Raw genomic sequence first — 22,748 nt, forward strand, 5'->3', positions numbered from 1 at the left:
TCAAGCACGCTTTCGCGTGGGCCGTCGAAGGTCGCCGTCCAGTTGTGACCAAGGACGTGCTTTCCAGCGCGTACAGCCCTGTCAAAGGGGCCTTCCTCCCCGCAATCTGCGGGCATCAAAGATGGCTGGCTCTTCACCCAGCGAGGGAGCACGGGTCGCGTCAGCCGAACTGTTACGCCGTGCATGGTTCTCCCTCCCGTTGTGCGATGTTCTCCGACGCGTTCAGGTCGGCGTGGCGTCCACGACCACACTCCGGACACGAAAAGTGGTCGCCATCACGGGTTCCCATCGAACCACACGCTGAACACCGTTGACTGGTATATTCTGGATCGACCGTCTCGACGCGAATCCCAGCGCGTTCAGCCTTGTACGTGATGAACCGTTGGAGTTGGTGGAAATGCCACGAGTGGACGCCCGACCACGAACTGTTCTCGCGGATGCCTTCGAGGCCTTCCATCCGAATGACAGGGGTTTCGAATTGTTCCGCGAACGTGATGAGGCGACGGGAGAGTTTGTGGTTCAGGTCTTTGATTCGACGCTGTTCTTTGTCACCCACACGGTTGCGTGCGCGAAGCGCACCCGCCTGTTGGAGCGAATCGCGTAGGGAACGATATTTGCGTCGAACGTACTTCGCCTCACCACCCGACACCAGCATCGACTCGTCTTCGCCGTAGGCCGTCGCAGCGAGGATGTGGCGTTCACCAATATCGACACCGATGGGCGTCTTACCCGACAGGTCGGTGTCGTATTCAATGTTGAACGTGCAGTACCAGTCGTCGCCACGACGGTACAGTTGCAATCGCGTCTTCTTCGCGTCACCCTCGACTAGTCGGTCTACGGGGTCGGCAATGTCGTCGTACACCACGATCGGGGTGTACCACCATTGAGAGATACACGGGAAGCCGACGACGACCGTGCCGTTCTCGGTTGTGTCGAGTTCCCAGTTCTGGTTGTTGACGGCGAACGGTTGGCTCTCTCGATACCGAACCTCTCCGTCCTTGTTGTGGTCGGATTTCGCCTCTCGGATGGCTTGGTTCTGGATGGCCGAGTAGAGGTCGTTGTCGATGCTGGCGGTGGTCACGGATTTGCCGAAGTCGCCGTTCTCCCATCCGTCAATGCAGAACTGTTTGGTGTCACGGTAGAGGCGAGTAGCGTGTTGCCACTCTTTACGCCGTGTGAGAGATGGATTGTGGAACTTCGCGGTGACAGTCACCGTGACCATTACAAATGTAATTTGATTTGATGTCTTAAAAATATATTGGAATAACAGGCCATGCCATCGACTGTAGTTTATGTGAGTGATTGTCGGATTCATTCCCGCGCTAAAGCACGGGGCGTTCTCCTCGCACTTCCTAACGAAAGGCCCTTACGTCCCACCCGAGTAGGATGAGGTGAACTAGGCCGGGCGGTTTGGCCCCGCCCTCACCCGCGACACGGTCATTAGCGGGGGCCGAACACCGAGGACGTCCGACCCGCCCGGGTCGGACCCCGGAAGCCGACAGAGAAACCTCGTCCTTCGGGGGCGACGGCTCGCGGCTCGTGCGCCTGCAGGGGCGTCACGGCGCGACTCGTCGGTGCGACCCCGTCAGGCACGGAAGTGAGCAGCGGAGCACCGGACGTCCGTCGCTCGAAGGGTCGCGGGGTGGAGGAGGCGACCGGGACTATCCGGTCCGGAACGGTCGGGCAACCTCGGCCCGTTCACCATTCATACCGCCGATCGCGCACCGAGAGCGGCCGCGCTCCTCGCTGTCTCACGGGCCCCTCGGTTTCCGCCCACTCGGCGTTCTCGTCGACCGTGACCCGTTCGAGCGCCGCGTCGACTCGTCCCTCGATGATTTCGGCGCGCGCCGTCGTCCCCGGAGCGCGAGAAGGCGGAACCGAGCGATCCGGGTCGCTTACCGCTCGTCGCCCGCGTCGAAGGCTTCGGGACTGATCGCCTCGCCCTCGATGGTGAGACCGCCTTCGAGCGTGCGCGTCGGGTACGGGATGTTGACGCCCTCGGCGTCGAAGCGCTCTTTGACCGCCTGAACGTACTCGCCGCGGGTCTTCACGAAGTCCGCGCGCGAGGGGTCCGCGATCCAAAAGCGGCTCTTCAGGCCGACGTAGGAGCCCCCGAGCTCGGAGAGGCGGACCGAGACGCCGGGATCGTCTAGGATGTCGTCGCGCTTCTCGGCCTCCTCGACGATGATCTCGGTCGCCTTGTCGATGTCGTCGTCGTAGCCGATTCCGAACTCGAACTGCACGCGGAGTTTGTCCTTGGCGACGGGGTTCTTGATGACGCCGTCCGTGAGGTTCGAGTTCGGGACGGTGAGCAGTTCGTTGTCGAAGGTCCGGACGCGGGTGACGCGGAGGCTGATGTCCTCGACGACCCCCGAGTTGCCGTCCCACTCGATCCAATCGCCGATGCGGAACGGCTTGTCCGTGTAGATGAAGACGCCGGCGACGAAGTTCGCGATCACGTCCTGCATGGCGAAGCCGATGGCGAGCGTCGCGGCCGCGGCGACGGTCGCCAGCGCCGTCAGGATGTTGCCGTAGCCCGCGAACGCGAACGCGACGCCGACCGAGACGGCGACGATGCCGATCGAGACCACCTTCTGCAGCGGGCTCTTCGCGTGCTCGTCGAGGCCGCGGCGATCCATCACGCGGTTGGCGAGCGGCGTGATGATCGCCTTCCCGACGACGTAGAGGACGACGGCGACGACGACGAACGTGACGGCCGCGCCGATCGCGGCCGCGTAACTCGGCGCGAGACCGATCGCCGACTGGAGCCAGTTGCCGATGAAGCCGCCCGCGCCGCCGGCCTGCAACGGGAGGGCCGTCATCGCGTGTATACCGCCGTGTTCCCTCGGGTCTCGACGAGATCGGCGTTCACGGCGTCGCACAGTTCTTCAGCGAGGTCCTCGGTCGTCGTCCCGCCCCGCGACGAGCGGAGGAACTTCACCTTCACGACCTCCCTGTCCGCGAGCTGGTCGTCGAGCTCGTCGACGACGGCGTCGACGCCACCCTTGCCGACCCATACCGTTACGTCCGCTTCGTGGGCCTTCCGACGTAGATTAGCCATACGTTCTCGTATCTCGCGGCGGCGGTTTGAATCTATTGTCCCCGGACGGGGCTCAGTAGGGGTGTCGCGCCTGCGAACCGCACGCACACGTCGTGACGACGTGACCGTCCTGCAGGCGCGTTCGGGCGTTCCGCCCCGGAATCAGGTAGGCGTCGCAGTCGTCGCACGTGAACCGGACGAGGCGCCGCGGGAGACGCAGGCGGTTGCGTTCGGCGATCCGGCGAGCGAGCCGGACGTACTCGCGCGCTCGGTCGACGTCGCCGTCGCGCGCGGCCGCCGCCGCCAGCGACGCCAATCGATCGATCCGCTCCGCGGCGATTCCGCTCACACGCCCCCTCGGGGCCCGACGGGGCAAAGCGTTTCGATACACCTTTTCGCCCCCGGGCCGTCGACGCCACCCGATGCGCGCGCTCAACTATCTGGAGCTGGCGGGCCCGCTCGAACGCAGCGGGATCGCCACCGCCGCCCGCCAGCAGCACGCCGCGCTCGCCCCGACCGACGTCGCGGTCCGAACGCGGCCGTGGGCGGGTGACGACCCACTCGACACCGCGCTCTCCGTCGCCCGGGGCGACGGCGTCTTCGCGGACGTGGACCTCGCGCACTGCCACCTCTTCGGGCCGGGTTCGGTCGCCGTCGCGCGCCACGCCCGCCGTACGGACACCCCGCTCGTCCTCCACGCGCACACGCTCCGCGAGAACACGATGGGGAGTTGGCGCGGCGTCGAACTCCTCGCAGACCCCCTGGAGCGGTATCTCCGGTGGTTCTACTCGCTCGCCGACCGCGTGATCGCACCCTCGACGTACGCGAAAGAGCGCCTCGAAACGTATCCGATCGACGCGCCGATCGACGTCCTGACGAACGGCGTCGACCTCGACTCCCTGGTGGGCGTCGAGGAGTTCCGCGAGCCCTACCGCGAGCGCTTCGATCTCGAGGGGACCGTCGTCTTCACCGTCGGTAACGTCTTCGAGCGCAAGGGGTTGACGACGTTCTGCGAACTCGCCAAGCGCACCGAGTACGAGTTCGTCTGGTTCGGGCCCTACGACACCGGCCCGCACGCCTCGGAGTCGGTGAAGCGGTGGGTGAACGATCCCCCGGAGAGCGTCACGTTCACGGGGTGGGTCGAGGACAAACGCGGGGCCTTCGGGGCCGGCGACGTGTTCGTCTTTCCGACGAAGAGCGAGACGCAGGGACTCGTCGCTCTGGAGGCGATGGCGTGCGGGAAGGCCTGCGTCCTCAGCGACCTCCCGGTCTTCCGCGAGTACTTCACGGACGGCGAGGACTGCCTCCTCTGCGGGAGCGAGGCCGAGTACGTCGACGCGATCGACCGCCTCGCGGCCGACCCCGATCTCCGCTCCGAGCTGGGTGCGAACGCCCGCGAGACGGCGCGCGAACACTCGCTCGATCGCGTCGGCGCGGAGCTCGCTGACGTCTACCACGACCTCGTCGAGGCGACCTGAATGGCCGATCACCCGCGCGTCGCGGCGTTCACCGACACCTACCTCCCCACCGTCAACGGCGCGACCTACACCGTCCGCACGTGGCGCGAGCGCTGGCAGGCCCGCGGCGGCCGCATGGACGTCGTCTACCCGGACGCCGACTACGACCCCGACCCCGGCGAGCACCCCGTCGCCAGCGTCGACTTCCCCTTCTACGAGGGGTACCGTCTCGCCGCCCCGCACACGCCGCGCGGCGTCGTGACGCCCGACGTCGTCCACGCTCACTCGCCGTTCGCCGTCGGGGTCGCGGGCTACCGCTACGCCCGCCGCCACGACGCCCCGCTCGTCGTTTCCTACCACACGCCGACGAGCGAGTACGTCGAGTACCTCGCCCCGGACGCGCTCACGCCCTCCCTGGAGCGCGTCAGCGCGGCGTGGGAGCGGTGGTTCCTCGATCGAGCCGACCTCGTGCTCGCGCCGAGCGAGCGCGCCTGCGACCGCGTCCGCGATCTCGGCGTCTCGACGCCCGCCGACTCGCTCCCGAACGGCGTCGACGTCGACTTCTTCGCGCCCACCGACGCGAGCGACTTCCGCGAGCGCTACGGCCTCTCGGGGACGCTCGTCGGCTACACCGGCCGGCATGGCTACGAGAAACGCCTCTCAGATCTCGTCGACGCCGCCGCGGACCTCGACGCGACGCTCGTCCTCGGCGGTGACGGGCCCGCCCGCGACGACCTCGAAGCCCGCGCGCGCCGGCGCGGGATCGACGCGCGCTTCCTCGGGTTCCTTCCCCGCGAGGAACTCCCGGCGTTCTACAGCGCCCTCGACGTCTTCGCGTTCCCCAGTCCCGTCGAGACGCAGGGCCTCGTCGCCTTGGAGGCCAACGCCTGCGGAACGCCCGTCGTCGGTGCCGACGCCGGCGCGCTGATCGAGACCGTCGACGACGGCGAGACCGGCTATCACTACCCGGTCGGGGACGCCGCGGCCTTCCGCGACGCGATCCGGCGCGCCCTCGACGAGCGCGACGCGCTCGCGGAGACGTGTCTCGACAGGCGTGAAGAAGTGAGCGTCTCGCGGGCCGTCGATCGCTTGGCCGCGGTCTACGATCGACTGCTCGGCTAACCGATCAGTCGCGGTCTTCGAGCGCGTTGGCGATCCGATCGAGCTTGTTGTTCGTGCGCTCGATCTCCTTGCGAAGCTCCTCGAGCTCGCGGCCGATCTTCTTTCGCGCGCCCGAGTCGCCGTCCTCGCCCCGCGCGCCGGGGCCGGCGCCCCCGGGACCGCCGCCCATGCCACCGGGGCCACCGCCCATGCCGCCGGGGCCGCCGCCACCGCCCATCATGCCGCCCATCATCTGCGCGAACGGGTTGCCGCCGCCACCGCCCATCCCGCCCGCCTCGCCGCCCATCCGCTCTTCGAGCTCCTCGCGGCGGGACCCGCCCTCGCCGTCCTCGCGCTCCTCTCGCTCCGCGCGGATCTCCTCGACGCGCTCGCGGAAGGACTTCGTTTCCTCCTCTCCCTCGTCCTCGCTGGGTTCGTCGTCTGCCATGCCCCACGTTTCGCGTGACGGTGTGAAAAGCCCTGTGTCCTCCTCCCCGCGCACGCGGCGCCTCAGAACGCCTCGGTCCCACGAGCGAGGCGAGCGACGACGGCCGCCGCGAGCAGGAGGACGGCGAGGTCGAATCCCGCCTCGTACAGCGGCTGATAGCGCGGAGCGACCCACTGCGCGATCAGCGTGCCGACCGCGCCGTAGAGCGAGACGCACGCGACGAGCGCGACGAGGCCGGCGATCGCGATGCCGAGCACGCGCGCGCCGCGTCGGAGTGCGACGCCGTCGTCCTCCGTTCGCGCGTTCTCTCCGTCTCGTTCACCGTCGGCGGCCGCGTTCTCGTTCGTGTCCATCGTCTCCTCGGTGTCCGTCGCCTCGTCCGTCGTCGGGTGTTCGTCGTCGCTCACGCCGACCACCGCCGTGCGAGGAGCGCGGCGCCGCCGAGCGCCGCGAGCGCGACCGGGGCGCCGAAGCCGGGCGAGCCTCCCGACATCGTCGGCGTCGTCGTCGACGCGCCCGTGCTCCCGCCCTCGAAGTCGCTGACGTCGAGTCCCACGTCCTCGCGCGTCTCGTTCACGCTGATCGTCCGCGTCGGATCGAGGTTCGCCGCCGCGGTCGTCGTCTCGATCAGCACGCCGTCCTTCCAGAGGATCGCGTCGACGTAGTAGTTGTACCCCGCCGGCACGTCGAGCGTCGCGTTCGGCGTCACCGTCTGCCCCGCGGCCACGCTCGCGACCTCGACCGTCGCGCGGTCGGCGACGAGGTTCGACTCCACCTGTCGGGCGACGTACTCGACGCGGACCGGCTCGCTCTCGCCGCCCGCGTTCGTGACGTACGCGCCGACGTCCAGCGCCGTCCGCTCCGCGCCGGCCTCCGCGACGCCGACGCGCACCGACGGGATCGCGCCGCTCTCGAACGCGTGGAAGCGTACCGGGCTCCGCGCGTAGTCGGGGACGAGCGCGCCGACGCCGCGCACCGTCCGATGGCCCGCGGCGACGCGGCTTCCGTTCTCGTACACCGCCGTTTCGAGGCGATAGCCGCCCTCGCGTTCGACCGTGAGGGACAGCGTCGCCTCGCGCTCGCCGTCGCCGGTCAGCGTCCCGAGCGACGCCCGCGCGCTCGTCGCCACGAAGCCGGTATCGGTGTCGACGGCGCGCGTGCGGACGGTGACGTTCCGCGCGGGACTTCCCTCGTGGGTGAGGTAGTTCGTCACGTCGAGGGTGACGGTGTCGCCCGCGACGCTCGACGGCGAGACGGTCATCTCCGCGTACTCCACGTACGCCGGCGGCCGATCGGGCTCCGGGGGTGCGACGGCGCCGGGGACGGCGAGCGCCGCCACGACGGCGAGCGCCGCGATCGCCGCGGCGGCGCCGAGGAGGGCTCGTTCGACGTTCACGCCGGCACCTCTCACTCGGCCGATAAGTGCCTTCGGGTGTCTCAGGCGAACGCGCCGAGGCTCGCCTGCAGGTCGCGCTCGTCCGCTTCGGCCCGGACCTCGTGACCCACGAGGTCGCGGAGGTCGACCGCGTACACCGTCCCCCCGCGTTCGAGACAGAGCACGCGGCCGCGCGCGCCGACGACCGTCCCCGTGGCGAGCACCTCCGAGACCGGCCGGTCGTCGAGGTCGAGACCGTAGTCGAAGGCGTACGTGTCCACCGGGTCGAAGTCGGCCAGCGCGTCGCGCCACGTCTCCTCGTCGACGGCCGCGTCGAGCCCCGCGATCTTCGTCGGGACGCGGACGCGATCCGGGAAGCGTGCGCCGAGGGCGGCCTCGCGCTCGCGGGCGATCCTGCCGTTCTCGACGGTGTCGAGGTGCGCCGCCCGGTCGGCTCCCTGCTCGCGCAGGCGGGTTTCGAGCCGCCACGCGCGCGTGACGCCGACCTTCACGGCGTCGGGCGCGAACGCCGCGAGGTAGATGGCGTGGGCCTCGTGACAGTCCATCTCGTCTTTGAGGCAGTCCCCCCGGCACTTCGCGCACACCCACGTCGAGGTGTGTTGCGGGCAGTAGGGGGCGTCGGCGTTCGCGCACGCGACGTGACCGTCGTCCGTGATCGTCCCCGCGCACCGCCGCTCGCCGAGCGTGTACGCGAGCTCGCGCCCGGGTTCGAGTGCGACGCGCGTTATCGCGCCGCCGTCGGCGAGCTGGAGGCTCGCGGGGCCGTGCTGATCGCGCGGGCGGTAGCCGACGAACTGCACGCGCGAGGGTACGAGAGCGCGCCGTATAGCCGTCCCGCTCGTCACCGCGGTGGGCCGGAGGCAGTTCAGCTCCCGCCGGGGGAACGGTTTAGGGACCCTCTGTCGTACGAGACGGTATGTACGACTCGATACTCCTGCCGGTCGACGGTAGCGCTCACGCGGAGATCGTCCAGCGTCACGCCGCGGAGCTTGCCCAGTGGGCCGATGCGACCGTCGAACTCCTCTACGTCGCGGACACGACGCGCGACAGCGTCACCGTCCTCGGCGACGACGTGATCGACGCGCTCGTCCGCTACGGCGAGGAGGTCGTCGCGGAGGCCGGCGAGACGTTCGACGCCCACGGCGTCGGCTACGAGACCGCCGTCGTCCAAGGTCGTCCCGCCGACGCGATCGTGGAACAGGCCACCGAGAGGGGACACGACCTCGTCGTCATGCCGACGCACGGTCGGACGGGGGTCTCGCGCTTCTTCCTCGGCAGCGTCACGGAGTCCGTCGTCCGCGACGCCGACGTTCCCGTGCTCACGGCGCGCAGCCGCGACGAGCGCTACGACTTCCCCTACGAGCGTCTCCTCGTTCCGACGGACGGGAGTACGACCGCGAACACGGCGATCGACCACGCCCTCGATCTCGCCGAGTCGATGGACGCCGACGTCGACGTCCTCTCCGTCGTGAACGAGGCGTCGCTCGGCCTCGACACCCGCTCGACGGTGATCCTCGACGAGCTCGAAGCGCAGGCCGACGAGACCGTCGCCAGCGCCGTCGCGCAGGCCGAGGCGCGCGGAATCGAGGCCGACGGTCACGTCGCGCACGGGTCGCCCCCGGACGTCATCAGCGACCGGGCGGGCGAGGTCGACGCCGACGCGATCGTCATGGGAACGACTGGTCGAAGCGGCCTGGATCGCGTCCTCCTCGGGAGCGTCACCGAGCGCACCGTCCGGAGCGCCGACGTGCCCGTGCTGACCGTCCGGCCGGAGTAACGCGAACCGCCACCGTCGTCCCTCTTTCGCTCGACCTCGTCTCCTCCAGTACGCCGTTTCGCCTACCGCCGCGTCCGGCTGGACGCGGCGTGAAACCGCCCACGGCCACCTCTACGCGCCGCATGTCTCGCGAGGCGACGCGATCCGCGAACCGAGTGACCGCACCGGCACGAGGCGATTCCGTATCGCACGATGTGATTTATCGATCCCTCGAATCGGGAACCGCCGATGGCGGTCGTTAAGGCCCCGCGCCGCCACCTTCGACGTATGTGCGGCCGCTACGCGCTGTTCAGCGATCACGAGACGCTCGCGCGACGCTTCGACGTCGAGACGTCGGGCTACGAACCGACGTACAACGCCGCGCCGTCGCAGTCCCTGCCCGTGATCGCGGACGACGATCCCGGGACCCTCAGGGCGTTCCAGTGGGGGCTCGTGCCGCCGTGGGCGGACGACGCGAGCCCCGGGCCGATCAACGCCCGCGTCGAGACGGTGCGCGAGAAACCGACGTTCGCCGAGAGCCTCGAAGAGCGGCGCTGTCTCGTCCCCTGTGACGGCTTCTACGAGTGGCGCGAGGAGGGCGGGACGAAACGCCCCTACTACTTCCACCGCCCCGACGGCGAGCCGTTCGCCATGGCCGGGATCTGGGCGATGTACGAACCCGAGACGACGCAGACGGGTCTCGACGCGTTCGGGGCGGAGGGCTCGCCGGACCGTGCGGCCGACCCCGTGCGGTCGTTCGCCGTCCTGACGCGTGATGCGACCGGGACCGTCGCCGACTACCACCACCGCGAGTCCGTCCTCCTCGCGCCCGAGGAGGAGTCGCGCTGGCTCTCCGCGGAGTACGCGGGGCTCCTCGACCGTGCCAACGACGTCGACCTCGTCGCACGTCCCGTCTCGCGGGCCGTGAACGATCCGGCGAACGATCGTCCCGACCTCGTCGAGACGGTCTAAGCGCTCTCCGCGTCGATGGCCGCTCGGGTCTCCTCGTCGACGCTGACGAGGTGACAGACCGGGTGGCCGGGCTGGGCGACCGGGTTCTGTAGGAGACCGACGACGAGGCCGGTGAACGGCGCGCGAACGACGTGTCGCTCGGTGCCGAAGTGGTCGTGGACGGTGCAGATCGCCTCGCCGTCCTCGACGACGCTCGCGCGCGTGACGTGCAGGTCGACGAGGCCGCCGGCGTCGGACCGGACCCACGCCTTCTCCGTGCGCGCGTTGACGACGCGGCGCCACGTGGGTTCGAGGCGTTCGCCGTCGTACATCTCGAGTTCGGTGAGCGCGCTCTCGATACCGGCGCTCGCGCGCTCGACGTGCGCCCGCTGGAAGCGGTGGGCCTCGCCCATCTCGACGGTGATGGTCGGCGTCCCCCGGTTCGTACACGAGGAGCGGATCGAGTTGTCCTCCTCGCCGATGCCCGCGAGCACGACGTTCGCGCCGAACGCCTCCGCGAGGCGGGCCGCCCCCTCGCGTTCCGTCTGCGCTCTGGTGTGGAACATCGTGGTGCGCCCGCGCGTCGACGTGTGGAGGTCGATCCCGTAGTCGCAGTGCGAGAAGAGCCCCCGATACAGTTCGTTGGCGATGCGTTGGGCGGGCGTCGACCGTTCGCTCCCCGGGAACGAGCGGTTCAGGTCCTGATCGTAGATCGGGAGGTAGCGCTGCTGGGCGAGATAGCCCGGCGGATTGACGACGTGAACGATGAGGAGGGTACCGGCGAGGTCGGCGGGGTCGTATCGGACGGCGACGTCGTGGGCGACCTTCACGCCGTTGAGTTCGTCGCCGTGGACGGCCGCCGAGATGAAGACGCTCGGCCCGTCGCGCTCGCCGTTGACGACGGTCACCGGCACCCGGATGGGGTCCCCGAGGAACGTCTCGCTGATCGCGTACCGCGCGTGTCGGACCTCGCCGGGCGGTACGCTGCCGCCGCCGTACTCGAAGGGAGTAGCCATGCGAGCACCGAGGCGCGCCGGGCACTTATCGAAGTCGTAAACCACAAGACGCGATACACAATCGCCGTCGGGCCGAGCCGTGAGTTTCAGGTCCCTCATTCCGAGGGGCGGGGGTGCTCGATTCCCGCCGCCGCGCGGCCGTCGTCGGCTTCCTCGTCGCGGCGCTCGTCCTCGCCGGCCCCTTCTGGCTCGCCGGTGCGGGCGAGGTGGCCGCGGAGCTCGCGGCCGCCGACCTCGGTCTGATCGCGCTCGTCGGCGTGGCGGCGCTCACGTGGCTCGGCGCGTGGGCGTTCGCCCTCCGCCTCGTCCTCGGCGCGATCGGTCCGACGCTCCCCTACGGCGACTCCGTCCTCGTCTACGCGGCCGCGTCGTTCGCCAACAACGTCACGCCGTTCGAGCAGGTGGGCGGCGACATCGTCCGCGTCCTCGCCGCCGTCAGTCGCGTGATCGGCCGTCGGTCGTTCGACACTCGTCGTCGCGGGATCGGCCGTCGGCCGATAGTCGCCCGTGTCGCTCGCGCTCGTCACGCACCACGGGACGTCGCGGGCGTTATCGATCACACACCTACCGCCGCAACGGTGGTAAAAAAGCCGCCGAACTCCGTTCGGAAGGCCGTTCCGTCGGTCACCACTCGGTGACCCCGGAACGACTCAGAGGCACAACCGGTGACAACCACCGGCACGTATCGAGTGGGACGGCCCGGTGTTTAACTCACCTGTTGGATCGACTCCCGTCGGGCAATACGTGATAATAAATCCTTCGTACATTCATACCGTTCAGCGCTTCGATCGTACCAACGAGCTTATACGCCGAGAACGCACCACCGGAGCGTATGGCCAGCGACCCCGAACAGTTCGCACGACTGCTCGTCGATCGTGCACCGTTCCTCCGGACGCTGGCCGACGGCGCCGTCCCGAAGCGCGTGCTCGCCGACGCGCACGACGTCTCACGCTCCACCGTCGATCGCGCGGTCCGCGACCTGGAGGCCACGGGGGCCGTCGAGCGCCGCGACGGCGCCGTCGCTCTCACGCTGATCGGGCGACTCGGCCTCGCCGCGCACGACGCCTTCCGCGCCGACGTCGACGCGCTCGCGGGCGCCGCCTCCCTCTCCGCCCTCCCCGCCACCGCGTCCGTCACGCTCGACGTCGTGCGAAACGCCGAGATCGTCGACGCCGATTCGAAGACGCCGCACCGTCCCGTCTCCGTTTTGACCGACCTCTTGGCGGAGGCCGTGCGCGTCGAACTGTACGCCACGCGCGTGCTCCCGGAGGCGATGGACACGCTCCGCCGGCGCGTCGACGCGGGACTCGTCCTCGACGCGTACGTCGTCCCGGACATCCTCGACGCGCTCTTCGTCGATTTCCGCGGGCCCATCGAAGCCGTCCTCCAAGCGGAGACGGTCACGCTCTTCGAGGTCGAACCGACCTACCCGTTCGGCCTCGCGCTCTGTCACCTCCCGGACGGTAGGCGGGTCGTCTGTCTCGCCTGCGGCGATCGCGGTGTCGCACTCCTCCTCGTCAACGACACCCGCGAGGCCCTCTCGTGGGCGCGCGAACGCCTCGATCGCGTCGCGGCGGCCGCCCGCCCTCTTCGCTGAGCGGCTACGTCCGGAGCGTCGCGCCCTCGTACGTCCGCTCGACGCGGTACTCGACGTCCGAGAGCCGCGTCGCCGACCAGACGCCGAGCGCGACCGCCGCGTCGTCGCGAACCGCCGACGCGACCGACAGGTGCTCGCCGGCGCGCAGGACGGGACACAGCTCGTCGTAGACGCGCTCGCCGCCCACCGACACCGCGATCCGCGCGTCGATGGCCGGTCCGGCGCCGACGTTGCTGGCGACGAGCGTGCCGCCCCGCGTTTCGAGGACGATCTCGGGGGCGGCGTCGGCGCGCCGCGTCCGGCGCTGTTCGACGTTCCCCCACACGAGCGTCAGCGCGTACCACACCGTCGCGAGGACGACGTAGAGCGCGAAGAGCAGACGCGTCCGACCCGCCGCGACGACGCCCGTGAGGTACGCGACGAAGGTCAGTCCGACCGAGAGGCCGAAGGCGACGACGCCCGCGGCGAGGACGACGGACCGCCCGACGAGTCGGCGGACGCGCGTTCCGTACCCGCGAAAGCCGACTTCCGACTCGCCGCTCGGCGACCAATCGAAGGGGAGTGACGACATCGTCCGAGACGTATCACCGCGAGCTACTACGGTCCACCGGCCGGGCGACACGCGCGTCGAGTGCGCCGTAACGCCCTTGTCGGTGCCGGTCGCGCGGACGAACGTGCTCTCCGTGTCCGGTCTGCGGAAGACCTACGGCGACGTCGAGGCCGTCCGCGGCATCGACTTCGAGGTCGCCGACGGCGAGGTGTTCGGTCTCGTCGGCCCGAACGGCGCGGGCAAGACGACGACGCTCAAGACCCTCGCCGGCCTGCTCGAACCCACGTCGGGCGAGGTGGTCGTGAACGGCTACGACGCCGGCGATCCCGAGATGCGCCGCACCCTCGGCTTCCTCCCCGAGGAGTCGCCGCTCTACGAGGACATGACGCCGCGATCGTACCTCCGGTTCTTCGGCGACCTCTACGACGTGGATCGGGAGACGGCGGACGAGCGGATCGCCGCCGCGCTCGACCGCCTCGACCTCGACGCCCGCGACCGCCCCGTCGGTGACTTCTCGAAGGGGATGAAGCGGAAGGTCGCCATCGCGCGCTCGCTCGTCAACGACCCCGACGTCCTCGTCTACGACGAACCCGCCTCGGGGCTCGATCCGACGACGACGAACGTCGTCATCGAGTTCACGCGCGACCTCGCCGCGCGGGGCAAGACGATCGTCTTCAGCGCCCACGACCTCCACCACGTCGAGTCGGTCTGCGACCGCGTCGCCATCGTCTCCGAGGGGGCGATCGCGGCCGAGGGAACGCTCGACGAGATCCGCGCCGCGCACGGCCGCGTCGAGTACCGCGTCTTCACGGACGTCGGGGTCCCGGGCGCGGAGCGCCTCGACGCCGAGCGCGGGGACGGCGCTCGGTACCGCGTGCGCGTCGACTCGATGGCCGCCGTCGAGGACGTCCGCGAGCGCGCCGCCGAGGCCGGCGGCGACGTCCTCGACATCCGGACGCGCGAGTCCACGCTGGAGGACGTCTTCCTCGCCGTCACGGGAGGGCCGGCGTGAGCCCGCGACGCGTCCTCCGGATCGCGCGCTGGGAGGCGGGACGCAACGCCGGGACGATCGACCGACGGACGGCGATCCTCCTCGCGTGCACGCTCCTCGTCGTCGCGCTCGTCGCGCCCGCGCTCGTCCTGTCCGCGCCGACGCCCGGCCAGGGCGTCTACCGCGTCGCGGTCGACGACGCGAACCCCTACCGCGCGCCCGTCGCGCTGAACGACCGACTCAGCGCCGTCCCGCCGGGCGCGAACGCCGTCGAACGCGGCCGCGCGGACGTCGCCGTCGTCGGCACGAGCGGCTTCGTCGTCGCCGACAGCGCGAAGGGGCGCGCGGCGCTCGCCGCCCTGCGAAGCGCCACCGAGGCGTACAACGACCGGCTGATGGCGACGGAGAACGACGTCGCCGCCGCGTTCCCCGTGACCGTCGACGTCTCGTACGTCGAGCGCGGGACGCGCGTCGCCGGCGGCTCCGGCGGGAGTGCAGCGATCGACGCCGACGACGGGGCCGGCGCGCGGACGGACGACGGCGGAACGACCGTCGGCGGCGGGACGACTGCCGACAGTGGGGCGACGACGGGCGACGGGACCGGCACGACGACGGCTGTCGGAGGCGGCGCATCCGCGGGCACCGCGGGACCGAGCGTGAGCGGCGACGCGAGCGCGCCCGCGAACATGCCCGGCGGTCTCACGCCGCCGTTCCCCTTGGAGTCGCTGTTGCTCGCGTTCGTCTTCGTCCTCCCGCTGAACGTCGTCATCCAGTCCTACGGCTCCAGCGTGCTCGACGAACGGGTCGACCGCCGGGGAGAACCGCTCCTCGTCTCCCCGGCGACGCGCGCCGACATCGTGGCCGGGAAGACCCTCCCGTATCTCGCCGCGGCCGCGCTCGTCACGGTCCCCATCGCCTACGCGGTCGGTGCGGGCGTCGCGTCCGTGCTCGCCGTCCTCCCGCTCGCCGCGCTCTTCCTCGGCGTCACCTTCCTCGGCGCGCTCTTCGCGCGCTCGTACAAGGAGCTCACGTTCGTCACGGTGACCGTCACGGTCGTCCTGATGGCCTACGCCTTCGTCCCCGCGGTGTTCACCGAGGTCCACCCCATCGCGGCTATCAGCCCGCTCTCCGTCGTCGTCCGCGACATCCGCGGCGATCCCTTCCAGCTCGGGGGCTTCCTCCTCGCCACCGTCCCGGTCGCCACCGCGGCGGTCGTCTGCTACGGCCTCGGCCTCGGCGTCTACCGCGAGGAGGACCTCTTCACCCAGAAACGCCTCCCCGCGAAGGCGCTCGACGCGCTCGCGGCCCCCCTCACGTCCGTCCGGCGCGTCGGTCTGCTGACCGTGGCGCTCGTCCCCTTCGTCCTCATCGCCGAACTGTTCGCCGTCGCGTCGCTGTTCGTCGCGCCGCCCGACCTCGCCGTGCCGATCGTCCTCGTACTCGTCGCCGTCATCGAGGAGGTCGCCAAGAGCGTCCACGTCTACGCCGGCTTCACGAACGCGCGCTTCGAGCGCGCCACGCGGGCGGCGCTCGCGCTCGGCGTCGCCTCCGGCGTCGGCTTCTTCCTCGGCGAGAAACTCCTCCTCCTCACGCGCCTCGTCGGTCTCTCGGATCTCACCGTCGGCGGCGCGGCGTTCGGCAACGCGGAACTCGGCGCGGGATCGCTCGCGCTCCTCGCCGCTCCGCTCGTCCTCCACGCGGTCACCGCCTCGGTGTCGGCGCTCGGGGCGCGCCGGAGCGCGCGGGGGTACGCGATCGCCCTCGCCGGGGCGGTTCTCCTCCACCTCGGCTACAACTACACGGTGGTGACCACCGTTGGATAGTCGCCTCGTCCTCGCGCGCCGCGAACTCGCCTCCCTGCGCCGCGAGAAGACGATCGTCCTCGCGCTCGCCATCCAGCTGTTCGTCGCGGCGTTCTCGTCCGTCCTCGTCGTCGGCCTCGTGAGCCTCTACGCGCCGGGCGCCGCGGGCGGTGCCGTGGCCGTCGACGTCGGCGTGACGGGCGACGCCGCCGACGACCTCGGGCCGGTCGTCGATCGCGGCGACGCCATGTACGCGACCTACTACGACGCGGAGAGGGCGGCGCGCGCCGGCTTCGAGCGCGGCGACGTCGACGCCGTCCTCGTCGCCGATCGCCTCGACAGCGGTCGCACGTACGTCGACGCCACCGTCCCCGACGGCTCGTTCGCCACCACCGTCGTCGTCAGTCGGCTGAAGGCGGCGCTCTCGCGCTACGAGCGCCAGCGCCGCGCCGCCCTCTCGACGCGCCTCGATCGCCAGCCCCTCGACCTCCCGCCCGAGCGCGGCGGGAGCACGTATCACGGGTTCACCTACACGGTGCTCATCCCCGCGCTCGCCTTCCTGCCGGCGTTCATCAGCGGCTCCATCGCCGCCGACAGCATCGCGGAGGAGCGCGAGCGCGAGACGTGGGACCTCCTGCGGAGCGCACCGCTCTCGATCCCCGAGATCGTCGACGGGAAGGCGCTCGCGTTCGTCGCCATCGCGCCCGCGCAGGTCGCGTGTTGGTTCGCGTTCCTCGCGCTCAACGGCACGCCGATCCACGCGCCCCTCGCCGCGCTCGGGTTCGTCACCGCGCTGACCGGCCTCCTCGTCGTCGGCGGTGTCGCGGCAGCGCTCGCCGTCCCGAAACACCGCGAGGCTCAGCTCGTCTACTCCTTCGGCGCGCTGGGCGCGTTCGGCGCGGCGAGCCTCCTCCCCGAGAGCCCGCAGAACGTCGTCGCCAAGCTCGCCATCGGGTCGCCGACGACGATCACGTGGCTCACGGTCGTGGGCGCGATCGTCCTCGGCGTCGTCAGCTACGCCGCGACCCGCGTCGCCGCGGCCCGGGCGGCGACCACGTAGCTCCCGTCCGCCGCCGAACCGTTCTTCGGTCCGGCCACCCTACCGGGGGTATGGTCGAACGCGTCACCAGCGAGGGCGTCCGCACGGTCGACACCGTCCTCGAACGCTACGGATCGACGAACCGTCCCCAGCTCCGCGTCACCGACTCCGACGCGGTGCCGGTGGGCGAGGTGGTCCGCCTCGCCGTCGACGACGCCGAGTACCGCACGCGGGTGGCGGAGGACGCCTCCGGGAGCGCGGTGCTTCGCGGGGCGTTCGAGTCGCCGCGGCTCGCGCGGACGCCCGGCGAGGGCGAGAACCACCTGCGCGCGTGGCTGCACGCGCTCGATCTCGACTACGGTCGGACGATCCACCTCGACGTCGTGACGTCCGACTACAAGTACGGGGTCCGCGCGCCGGGCGAGCGAGCGACGTACGCAGCGACGGAGGCCCCCGACGACGGGTTGGCGAGCATCGCGCGGGACCTCGACGGCTAGGGATCGGGGTGTCGCGGAAGGTCGCGCGGTAGTCGTCGCGGGTGAGCTCGGTGGCGACGGCGTCGAGAGCGCGCCGTCGCTCGCCGATCGCCGCGTCCCGGCGGTCACGGCCACTCCCGTGTCGTCGCTGCGCTCTTCGCACCAGCGTTGCGAACCCGTTTTCGGCGTACCTATACGGCTCATCGCCACCGGTGCGATTTCCGGTTTGACAGACCTACCGCTCTCCCTCGCGCGGCGGCTGACCGTGGGACCGTCTGCCACGATAAACATATAAGAATACCGGTCGAGTGACAGCGATCGTCGAGACGACGAAACGCCTCTCAGGCGACTCTAAGGGACCTGTAGTGGGTGTTAGTAGATACCACTGTCCGCTGCCATTACCGAAGGGTTTAAGTACTTGTCGACCTTATCTGTGGTTAGGAACCGCCGGTCGGAGGAACTTATACATTCTTCTCCTACCGGATCCGGAGTATCCATCATGAGCGACACCACGATCCGCACGTACACCAGCGACAGTCAGCGAACAGAGCGCACGACCGAGGAGACGACCGACGAGCGAACCGACGTCGACGTCTGTCCCGAGTGTGGCGGCACGCTCCGCACCGACGAGACCCACGGCGAGACCGTCTGCGCCGACTGTGGTCTCGTCGTCGAGGAGGACGGCATCGACCGGGGGCCGGAGTGGCGGGCGTTCAACAGCCAGGAGAAGGACCAGAAATCGCGCGTCGGCGCCCCGACGACGAACATGATGCACGACAAGGGGCTCTCGACCAACATCGGCTGGCAGAACAAGGACGCCTACGGCAACTCGCTGTCGAGCCGCCAGCGCCAGAAGATGCAGCGCCTGCGCACCTGGAACGAGCGCTTCCGCACCCGCAACAGCAAGGAGCGGAACCTGAAGCAGGCGCTCGGCGAGATCGAGCGCATGGCCAGCGCCCTCGGCCTCCCCAAGGAGGTCCGGGAGACCGCGTCGGTCATCTACCGCCGCGCGCTCGACGAGGACCTCCTCCCCGGTCGCTCCATCGAGGGCGTCGCCACCGCCGCCCTCTACGCGGCGGCGCGTCAGATGCAGACCCCGCGCTCGCTCGACGAAGTCGCCACCGTCTCGCGCATCGACGACATGGAGTTCAAGCGGACCTACCGCTACATCGTCCGCGAGCTCAACCTCGAAGTCGCCCCCGCCGACCCCGCGAGCTACGTCCCGCGCTTCGTCAGCGAACTCGACCTCAGCGACGAGGTCGAGCGTCAGGCCCGCGACCTCCTGAAGACCGCCGGCGACCAGGGGGTCACAAGCGGTAAGTCCCCGGTCGGCCTCGCCGCCGCCGCGATCTACGCCGCGAGCCTGCTCGCCAACCAGAAGGTCACGCAGAGCGAGGTCAGCGAGGTGACGGACGTCTCCGAGGTCACGATCCGCAACCGCTACCAGGAGCTCCTCGAAGCCGCCGAGAACGCGGCGTAAGCGGATCTCCGGTGTCCTCCGCGCGGCCCCGCGCCGTGTGACGGCTCGTCGCACGCGTTCGATTCGTCTTCTCCCGACGCCATCGCGCGTAGCGACGGCTCTCTCCCTCTTACTCACTCACCGCCACTCTCACTCCCGAGTGCGCTCGCCCGCCTCGACCGGGACGCTCACGCGGTTCTCCGCGGGCGGCACGACGCACGCGAACCCGTCGTCGTACGCGCAGAAGGGACTGTACGCGGTGTTGAAGTCGACTATCACGTCGTCCTCGGTCTCGAACGCCTCGACGTCGAGTTCGAGGTATCGTCCCCGCTCGTACGTGGCCTCGCCGTTCGTCGGGTCCGTGAACGGGACGAAGAGTCCCTCCTGCGCGGGCGCGGCGTACGCTTCGAGGACGTGGTGTTCGTCCGCGAGCGTGAAGCCGATCGTCGCGGCGCGCTCGTAGGTCCGATCCGGGCCGGCCGTCGTCGCCAACTCGATTTCCTCGCGTTCGCTCGGGACCTGGATCCGGCCGACGACGCGGTAGTCGGGATCGGGCGCGTAGTAGTCGAGGCCGTCGAAGGCGTCGCGCTCGCCGGGCGGGATCGGCGACTGGGGATGCTCGGCGAGGAACTCGTCTTTCTCCGCGCGGTACTCGGCGATGCGCTCGCGCCACGCGCGCTCGTCGAAGTCGGATTCGGGCATACGCTCCGTACCGTCTCCGCCGCGGTAAGGCGTGCGGTAGCGGCGCGCTTTTGTCCCGCCCGCGCGAGCGGCGAGACGTGCGCTCGATCTCCGGTGCCGACGGCGGCGGCCAGCTCGTCCGGAGCGCCGCCGCGTTCGCCTGCCTGAGCGGTCACGCCGTCGAGGTGACGGACGTCCGCGCCGCCCGTGAGTCGCCCGGCCTGAAACGCCAGCACGTCGCGGCGCTGGACGCCCTCGCCGCGATCACCGACGCCGATCTCGACGGCGCGAGCGTCGGCTCCGAACGCGTGACGATCGATCCCGGGCCCGTGACGGGCGGCGCGGCGCGCGTCGAGATCGGAACGGCGGGGAGCGTCCCGCTCGTCTTCGACGCCGTCCTCCCGCTGGCCGCGCGCCTCGATTCCGCCTTCGAGCTGACCGTCACCGGCGGAACGGACGTCCGCTGGGCGCCGCCGCTCGATTACCTCGCCCACGTGAAACTCCCGCTCCTCCGAGCGCACGGCCTCGAGGCCACGGTCACCCCCGATCGCCGCGGCTTCTACCCCGCGGGCGGTGGCGCGGCGACGCTGACGCTTCGCCCCTCCGAGATCGACCCGCTGGTGCTCCCCTCGCGCGGTCCCCGGCGGGCGATCGACGTCCGCTCGGTGGCGAGCGCGTCGCTGGCCGACGCGGACGTGGCGCAGCGCCAGGCGGATGCCGCGAGCGAGGCGGTGACGGGCGACGTCTCGACGACGGTCGCGTCGGCGGAGACGGACTCCCCGGGATCGGTGGTGACGCTCGTCGCCCGGTACGCGGAGACGCGCGCGGGCTTCTCGGCGCTCGGTGAGCGGGGGAAATCCGCCGAAGACGTCGCCCGCGAGGCCGTCGCCGCCTTCGAGGGCTTCGACGCGACGGCGGCGAGCGTCGACGCCCACCTCGCGGATCAGCTCCTCCCGTTCGCGGCGTTCGCGGGCGGCGCGTACGTCGCGCCCGAGCGGAGCGATCACCTGGAGACGCACGCCGACCTGCTCGACGCGTTCGGGGTCGACGTGACGATCGGGGAGGGAGCCGGAGGCGACGACGGCGATGCGGGCGACGAGTGCGTGCGGGTGCGCGTCGCGTCGGGTCTCAGTCCGTGAGGCCGTAGCCGCGCTTGAACAGCGCGACGTCGACGGCGAGCACGACGGCGGTGAGACCGACGAGGACGCCGAGCGCCTCGTTGACCGGGATGTCCGAGACGCCGAGCACGCCGTAGCGGACGCCGTTCACCATGTAGACCATCGGGTTGAGGTAGGAGGCGGTGAGCGCCGCGCCGCTGAGGGCGTCGAGGCTGTAGAAGACCCCGCCGAAGAAGACGAGCGGCCGGAGGATGAACTGATTGAGCACCGTGAGGTGATCGAAGTCGTCAGCGACGAGGCCGCCGATGACGCCGAGACCCGCGAACAGCGTGGCGATCACGAGCAGGAAGACGACGGCGTACGCGGGGTTGGCGAGCGAGTGGACGGGCGTGAAGACCGCGCCGATGACCGCGATGAGCACGCCGATGATGATCCCGCGCAGCGCCGAGGAGGCGACGTAGCTGAACACCATCGAGCGGTAGGAGAGCGGCGACGTCAGCGGCTCGTGGATGTACTCGTTCCACCGGCCGTGGAAGATCGAGAACGAGGCGTTCTCGAAGGCGTTCCCGATCGCGCCCAGCACGACGAGGCCGGGGAGGATGAACTGGATGTAGGGGACGCCGCGGATCTCCTGGATCCGCGAGCCGAGGATGACGCCGAAGACGGAGAAGTAGAGGACGTTCGTGATGAAGGGCGGGAGGAAGGTGTTCCAGGGCCGCCGGAGGAAACGCAGGATCTCGCGCTTCGTGAGCGTCTTCGTCCCCGTTGAGAACAGGCGGCTCTCGCTCATCGGCTCGCCTCCGCGGTGACGCGGTCGCCCGCGCCTTCGCCGTCGTCGCCGTCACCGGTCTCCGCGCTGTCGCTCGCCGCTTCGTGGCTCTCCGCGTCGGCGTCCGCGCCCGCCTCGCGGCGCGTCAGGTCGACGAACACCTCTTCGAGCGAGGTGCGCTCGATGTCGATGTCGAGCGGGGTGTGACCCGCGGCTTCGAGTTGCCGGAGGACGCTCGGAACGACCTCGCTCGCGCTCGTCGCGCGAACGCGGATCGCGTCGCCCTCGACCGCGACGCGCTCGATCCGCTCGTCGTCGAGGGCGGGCGCGTCCCCGATCGCGCTCTCGCAGTAGACGGTGAGGGTGTCGCTTCCCTTCTCGGTGAGCTCGTCCGGGGTCGCGACCGTCACCTTCCGTCCCGAGTCGATGATGGCGACCTCGTCGCAGAGGCGTTCGGCCTCCTCGATGTAGTGCGTGGTGAGGAGGATCGTCGTCCCCTCGTCGTTCAGGTCGGTGATGACCTCCCAGAGGTCGTGGCGCAACTCGACGTCGACGCCCGCGGTCGGTTCGTCGAGGATGAGGAGGTCGGGGTCGGTGACGAGCGCGCGGGCGAGCATGAAGCGCCGTTTCATCCCACCCGAGAGCCAGTCGAAGCGGACGTCGCGCTTGTCGTAGATGCCGACGCGCTTGAGCGCCTCGGCGGCGCGTTCCTCGGCCTCGGCCTCGGGGATCCCGTGGTAGCCGGCCTTGTGGTGGAGGACCTCCTCGATGGGGAAGAAGCGATCGACATTGAACTCCTGTGGGGCGAGCCCGATGGCGTCGCGTGCGCCCTGATAGTCCTCCTCGACGTCGTTGCCGAAGACTTCCGCGCGGCCGCCGGTCTTGCGGACGAGGCCGACGAGGACGTTGATGAACGTCGTCTTCCCCGCGCCGTTCGGCCCGAGGAGACCGAAGAACGACCCCTCGGGGACCGTGAGGTCGAGACCGTCGAGCGCCTGGACGTCGCCGTAGTCCTTCTCCAGACCCTCGACGCGGATGGCTGGTGGCATTCGTGTCCGAATGGAGGCGACGGGCCGGATTAAGACCGGCGGAACCCGGGGC

At 70.2% G+C, this 22,748-nt stretch carries 25 protein-coding genes and 1 other RNA gene; 13 read left to right on the top strand and 13 right to left on the bottom strand.

Going from position 1 to position 22,748, the window contains the following annotated elements:
• Positions 1-172: 172 nt before the first annotated feature.
• The gene (locus J2754_RS05375; RefSeq protein WP_211086953.1) at positions 173-1,222 is read right to left on the bottom strand and encodes an RNA-guided endonuclease TnpB family protein; all 1,050 of its coding nucleotides are present in this window, start codon (positions 1,220-1,222) and stop codon (positions 173-175) included.
• A gap of 167 nt (positions 1,223-1,389) precedes the next feature.
• Between J2754_RS05375 and ffs the strand changes: the two genes are divergently transcribed.
• Positions 1,390-1,704: signal recognition particle sRNA (ffs, locus tag J2754_RS05380), an RNA gene on the top strand.
• 191 nt (positions 1,705-1,895) lie between these two features.
• On the opposite strand, the gene J2754_RS05385 is transcribed toward ffs, so the two are convergent.
• The 3 genes from J2754_RS05385 to J2754_RS05395 are packed head-to-tail and all read right to left on the bottom strand — an operon-like array spanning position 1,896 to position 3,389.
• Positions 1,896-2,822 carry a mechanosensitive ion channel family protein gene (locus J2754_RS05385; protein WP_211086882.1) on the bottom strand — a complete coding sequence of 309 codons (927 nt, stop codon included), beginning with the start codon at positions 2,820-2,822 and terminating at the stop codon, positions 1,896-1,898.
• Entirely contained in the window at positions 2,819-3,061 is a 243-nt protein-coding gene (locus tag J2754_RS05390; protein WP_188878722.1) for a YhbY family RNA-binding protein, read from the bottom strand. The genes J2754_RS05385 and J2754_RS05390 overlap by 4 nt, the downstream gene beginning before the upstream one ends.
• A 52-nt stretch (positions 3,062-3,113) precedes the next feature.
• On the bottom strand, positions 3,114-3,389 hold the full coding sequence (locus tag J2754_RS05395; RefSeq protein WP_188878723.1) for a ribonuclease P protein component 4: 276 nt from the start codon (positions 3,387-3,389) through the stop codon (positions 3,114-3,116).
• 73 nt (positions 3,390-3,462) lie between these two features.
• Here J2754_RS05395 and J2754_RS05400 point away from each other — a divergent pair, with 73 nt between their 5' ends.
• Positions 3,463-4,518, top strand: a complete 1,056-nt coding sequence (locus tag J2754_RS05400; RefSeq protein ID WP_211086883.1) for a glycosyltransferase family 4 protein — start codon at positions 3,463-3,465, stop codon at positions 4,516-4,518.
• Entirely contained in the window at positions 4,519-5,619 is a 1,101-nt protein-coding gene (locus tag J2754_RS05405) for a glycosyltransferase (protein ID WP_211086884.1), read from the top strand.
• Between the two features lie 4 nt (positions 5,620-5,623).
• Here the strand turns inward: J2754_RS05405 and J2754_RS05410 are convergent, their stop codons facing one another.
• From J2754_RS05410 to J2754_RS05425, 4 genes are all read right to left on the bottom strand, one after another.
• The gene (locus J2754_RS05410; protein ID WP_188878726.1) at positions 5,624-6,046 is read right to left on the bottom strand and encodes a hypothetical protein; all 423 of its coding nucleotides are present in this window, start codon (positions 6,044-6,046) and stop codon (positions 5,624-5,626) included.
• A gap of 62 nt (positions 6,047-6,108) precedes the next feature.
• Positions 6,109-6,453 carry a DUF8060 family membrane protein gene (locus tag J2754_RS05415; RefSeq protein WP_188878727.1) on the bottom strand — a complete coding sequence of 115 codons (345 nt, stop codon included), beginning with the start codon at positions 6,451-6,453 and terminating at the stop codon, positions 6,109-6,111.
• A complete protein-coding gene (locus tag J2754_RS16550) occupies positions 6,450-7,442 on the bottom strand; it encodes a DUF7490 domain-containing protein (RefSeq protein ID WP_188878728.1) in 993 nt (330 codons plus the stop codon). The genes J2754_RS05415 and J2754_RS16550 overlap by 4 nt, the downstream gene beginning before the upstream one ends.
• A gap of 41 nt (positions 7,443-7,483) precedes the next feature.
• Positions 7,484-8,242: a DUF2797 domain-containing protein gene (locus J2754_RS05425; RefSeq protein ID WP_211086885.1), complete on the bottom strand. Its 759-nt coding sequence runs from the start codon at positions 8,240-8,242 to the stop codon at positions 7,484-7,486.
• 116 nt (positions 8,243-8,358) lie between these two features.
• On the opposite strand from J2754_RS05425, the gene J2754_RS05430 reads away from it, so the two are divergent.
• The gene (locus J2754_RS05430) at positions 8,359-9,219 is read left to right on the top strand and encodes a universal stress protein (RefSeq protein WP_211086886.1); all 861 of its coding nucleotides are present in this window, start codon (positions 8,359-8,361) and stop codon (positions 9,217-9,219) included.
• A gap of 267 nt (positions 9,220-9,486) precedes the next feature.
• Positions 9,487-10,170, top strand: coding sequence for an SOS response-associated peptidase (locus J2754_RS05435; protein WP_211086887.1), 684 nt, complete (start codon positions 9,487-9,489; stop codon positions 10,168-10,170).
• Here J2754_RS05435 and J2754_RS05440 read toward each other — a convergent pair.
• A complete protein-coding gene (locus J2754_RS05440; protein ID WP_211086888.1) occupies positions 10,167-11,165 on the bottom strand; it encodes a succinylglutamate desuccinylase/aspartoacylase family protein in 999 nt (332 codons plus the stop codon). The two genes, J2754_RS05435 and J2754_RS05440, sit on opposite strands and share 4 nt — an antisense overlap.
• 113 nt (positions 11,166-11,278) lie before the next feature.
• Here J2754_RS05440 and J2754_RS05445 point away from each other — a divergent pair, with 113 nt between their 5' ends.
• On the top strand, positions 11,279-11,803 hold the full coding sequence (locus J2754_RS05445; RefSeq protein ID WP_211086889.1) for a lysylphosphatidylglycerol synthase domain-containing protein: 525 nt from the start codon (positions 11,279-11,281) through the stop codon (positions 11,801-11,803).
• A 194-nt stretch (positions 11,804-11,997) separates the two neighbouring features.
• Positions 11,998-12,762, top strand: coding sequence for a helix-turn-helix transcriptional regulator (locus J2754_RS05450; RefSeq protein WP_211086890.1), 765 nt, complete (start codon positions 11,998-12,000; stop codon positions 12,760-12,762).
• A 4-nt stretch (positions 12,763-12,766) separates the two neighbouring features.
• On the opposite strand, the gene J2754_RS05455 is transcribed toward J2754_RS05450, so the two are convergent.
• Positions 12,767-13,333 carry a hypothetical protein gene (locus tag J2754_RS05455; protein WP_188878738.1) on the bottom strand — a complete coding sequence of 189 codons (567 nt, stop codon included), beginning with the start codon at positions 13,331-13,333 and terminating at the stop codon, positions 12,767-12,769.
• Between the two features lie 103 nt (positions 13,334-13,436).
• On the opposite strand from J2754_RS05455, the gene J2754_RS05460 reads away from it, so the two are divergent.
• From J2754_RS05460 to J2754_RS05480, 5 genes are all read left to right on the top strand, one after another.
• On the top strand, positions 13,437-14,324 hold the full coding sequence (locus J2754_RS05460) for an ABC transporter ATP-binding protein (protein ID WP_188878739.1): 888 nt from the start codon (positions 13,437-13,439) through the stop codon (positions 14,322-14,324).
• A complete protein-coding gene (locus tag J2754_RS05465) occupies positions 14,321-16,126 on the top strand; it encodes an ABC transporter permease (protein ID WP_211086891.1) in 1,806 nt (601 codons plus the stop codon). Before J2754_RS05460 ends, J2754_RS05465 begins: the two co-directional genes overlap by 4 nt.
• Positions 16,119-17,165 carry an ABC transporter permease gene (locus J2754_RS05470; protein WP_188878743.1) on the top strand — a complete coding sequence of 349 codons (1,047 nt, stop codon included), beginning with the start codon at positions 16,119-16,121 and terminating at the stop codon, positions 17,163-17,165. The genes J2754_RS05465 and J2754_RS05470 overlap by 8 nt, the downstream gene beginning before the upstream one ends.
• Before the next feature lie 50 nt (positions 17,166-17,215).
• Positions 17,216-17,641 (top strand): DUF7112 family protein, encoded by a 426-nt coding sequence (locus J2754_RS05475; protein ID WP_188878745.1) that lies wholly within the window; start codon positions 17,216-17,218, stop codon positions 17,639-17,641.
• A gap of 478 nt (positions 17,642-18,119) precedes the next feature.
• On the top strand, positions 18,120-19,100 hold the full coding sequence (locus J2754_RS05480; protein WP_188878747.1) for a transcription initiation factor IIB: 981 nt from the start codon (positions 18,120-18,122) through the stop codon (positions 19,098-19,100).
• Positions 19,101-19,229: 129 nt separating this feature from the next.
• Here the strand turns inward: J2754_RS05480 and J2754_RS05485 are convergent, their stop codons facing one another.
• Entirely contained in the window at positions 19,230-19,781 is a 552-nt protein-coding gene (locus J2754_RS05485) for a DUF1684 domain-containing protein (RefSeq protein WP_211086892.1), read from the bottom strand.
• A gap of 77 nt (positions 19,782-19,858) precedes the next feature.
• Between J2754_RS05485 and rtcA the strand changes: the two genes are divergently transcribed.
• A complete protein-coding gene (rtcA, locus tag J2754_RS05490; protein WP_211086893.1) occupies positions 19,859-20,899 on the top strand; it encodes an RNA 3'-terminal phosphate cyclase in 1,041 nt (346 codons plus the stop codon).
• Here the strand turns inward: rtcA and J2754_RS05495 are convergent.
• Together J2754_RS05495 and J2754_RS05500 are read right to left on the bottom strand one after the other, a co-directional pair.
• On the bottom strand, positions 20,889-21,668 hold the full coding sequence (locus tag J2754_RS05495; protein WP_211086894.1) for an ABC transporter permease: 780 nt from the start codon (positions 21,666-21,668) through the stop codon (positions 20,889-20,891). The two genes, rtcA and J2754_RS05495, sit on opposite strands and share 11 nt — an antisense overlap.
• Positions 21,665-22,696 (bottom strand): ABC transporter ATP-binding protein, encoded by a 1,032-nt coding sequence (locus J2754_RS05500; RefSeq protein ID WP_188878751.1) that lies wholly within the window; start codon positions 22,694-22,696, stop codon positions 21,665-21,667. Before J2754_RS05500 ends, J2754_RS05495 begins: the two co-directional genes overlap by 4 nt.
• Positions 22,697-22,748: the final 52 nt, after the last annotated feature.

It is taken from the genome of Halarchaeum nitratireducens, assembly GCF_017874695.1.
GTDB classification, from domain to species: Archaea; Halobacteriota; Halobacteria; order Halobacteriales; family Halobacteriaceae; genus Halarchaeum; species Halarchaeum nitratireducens.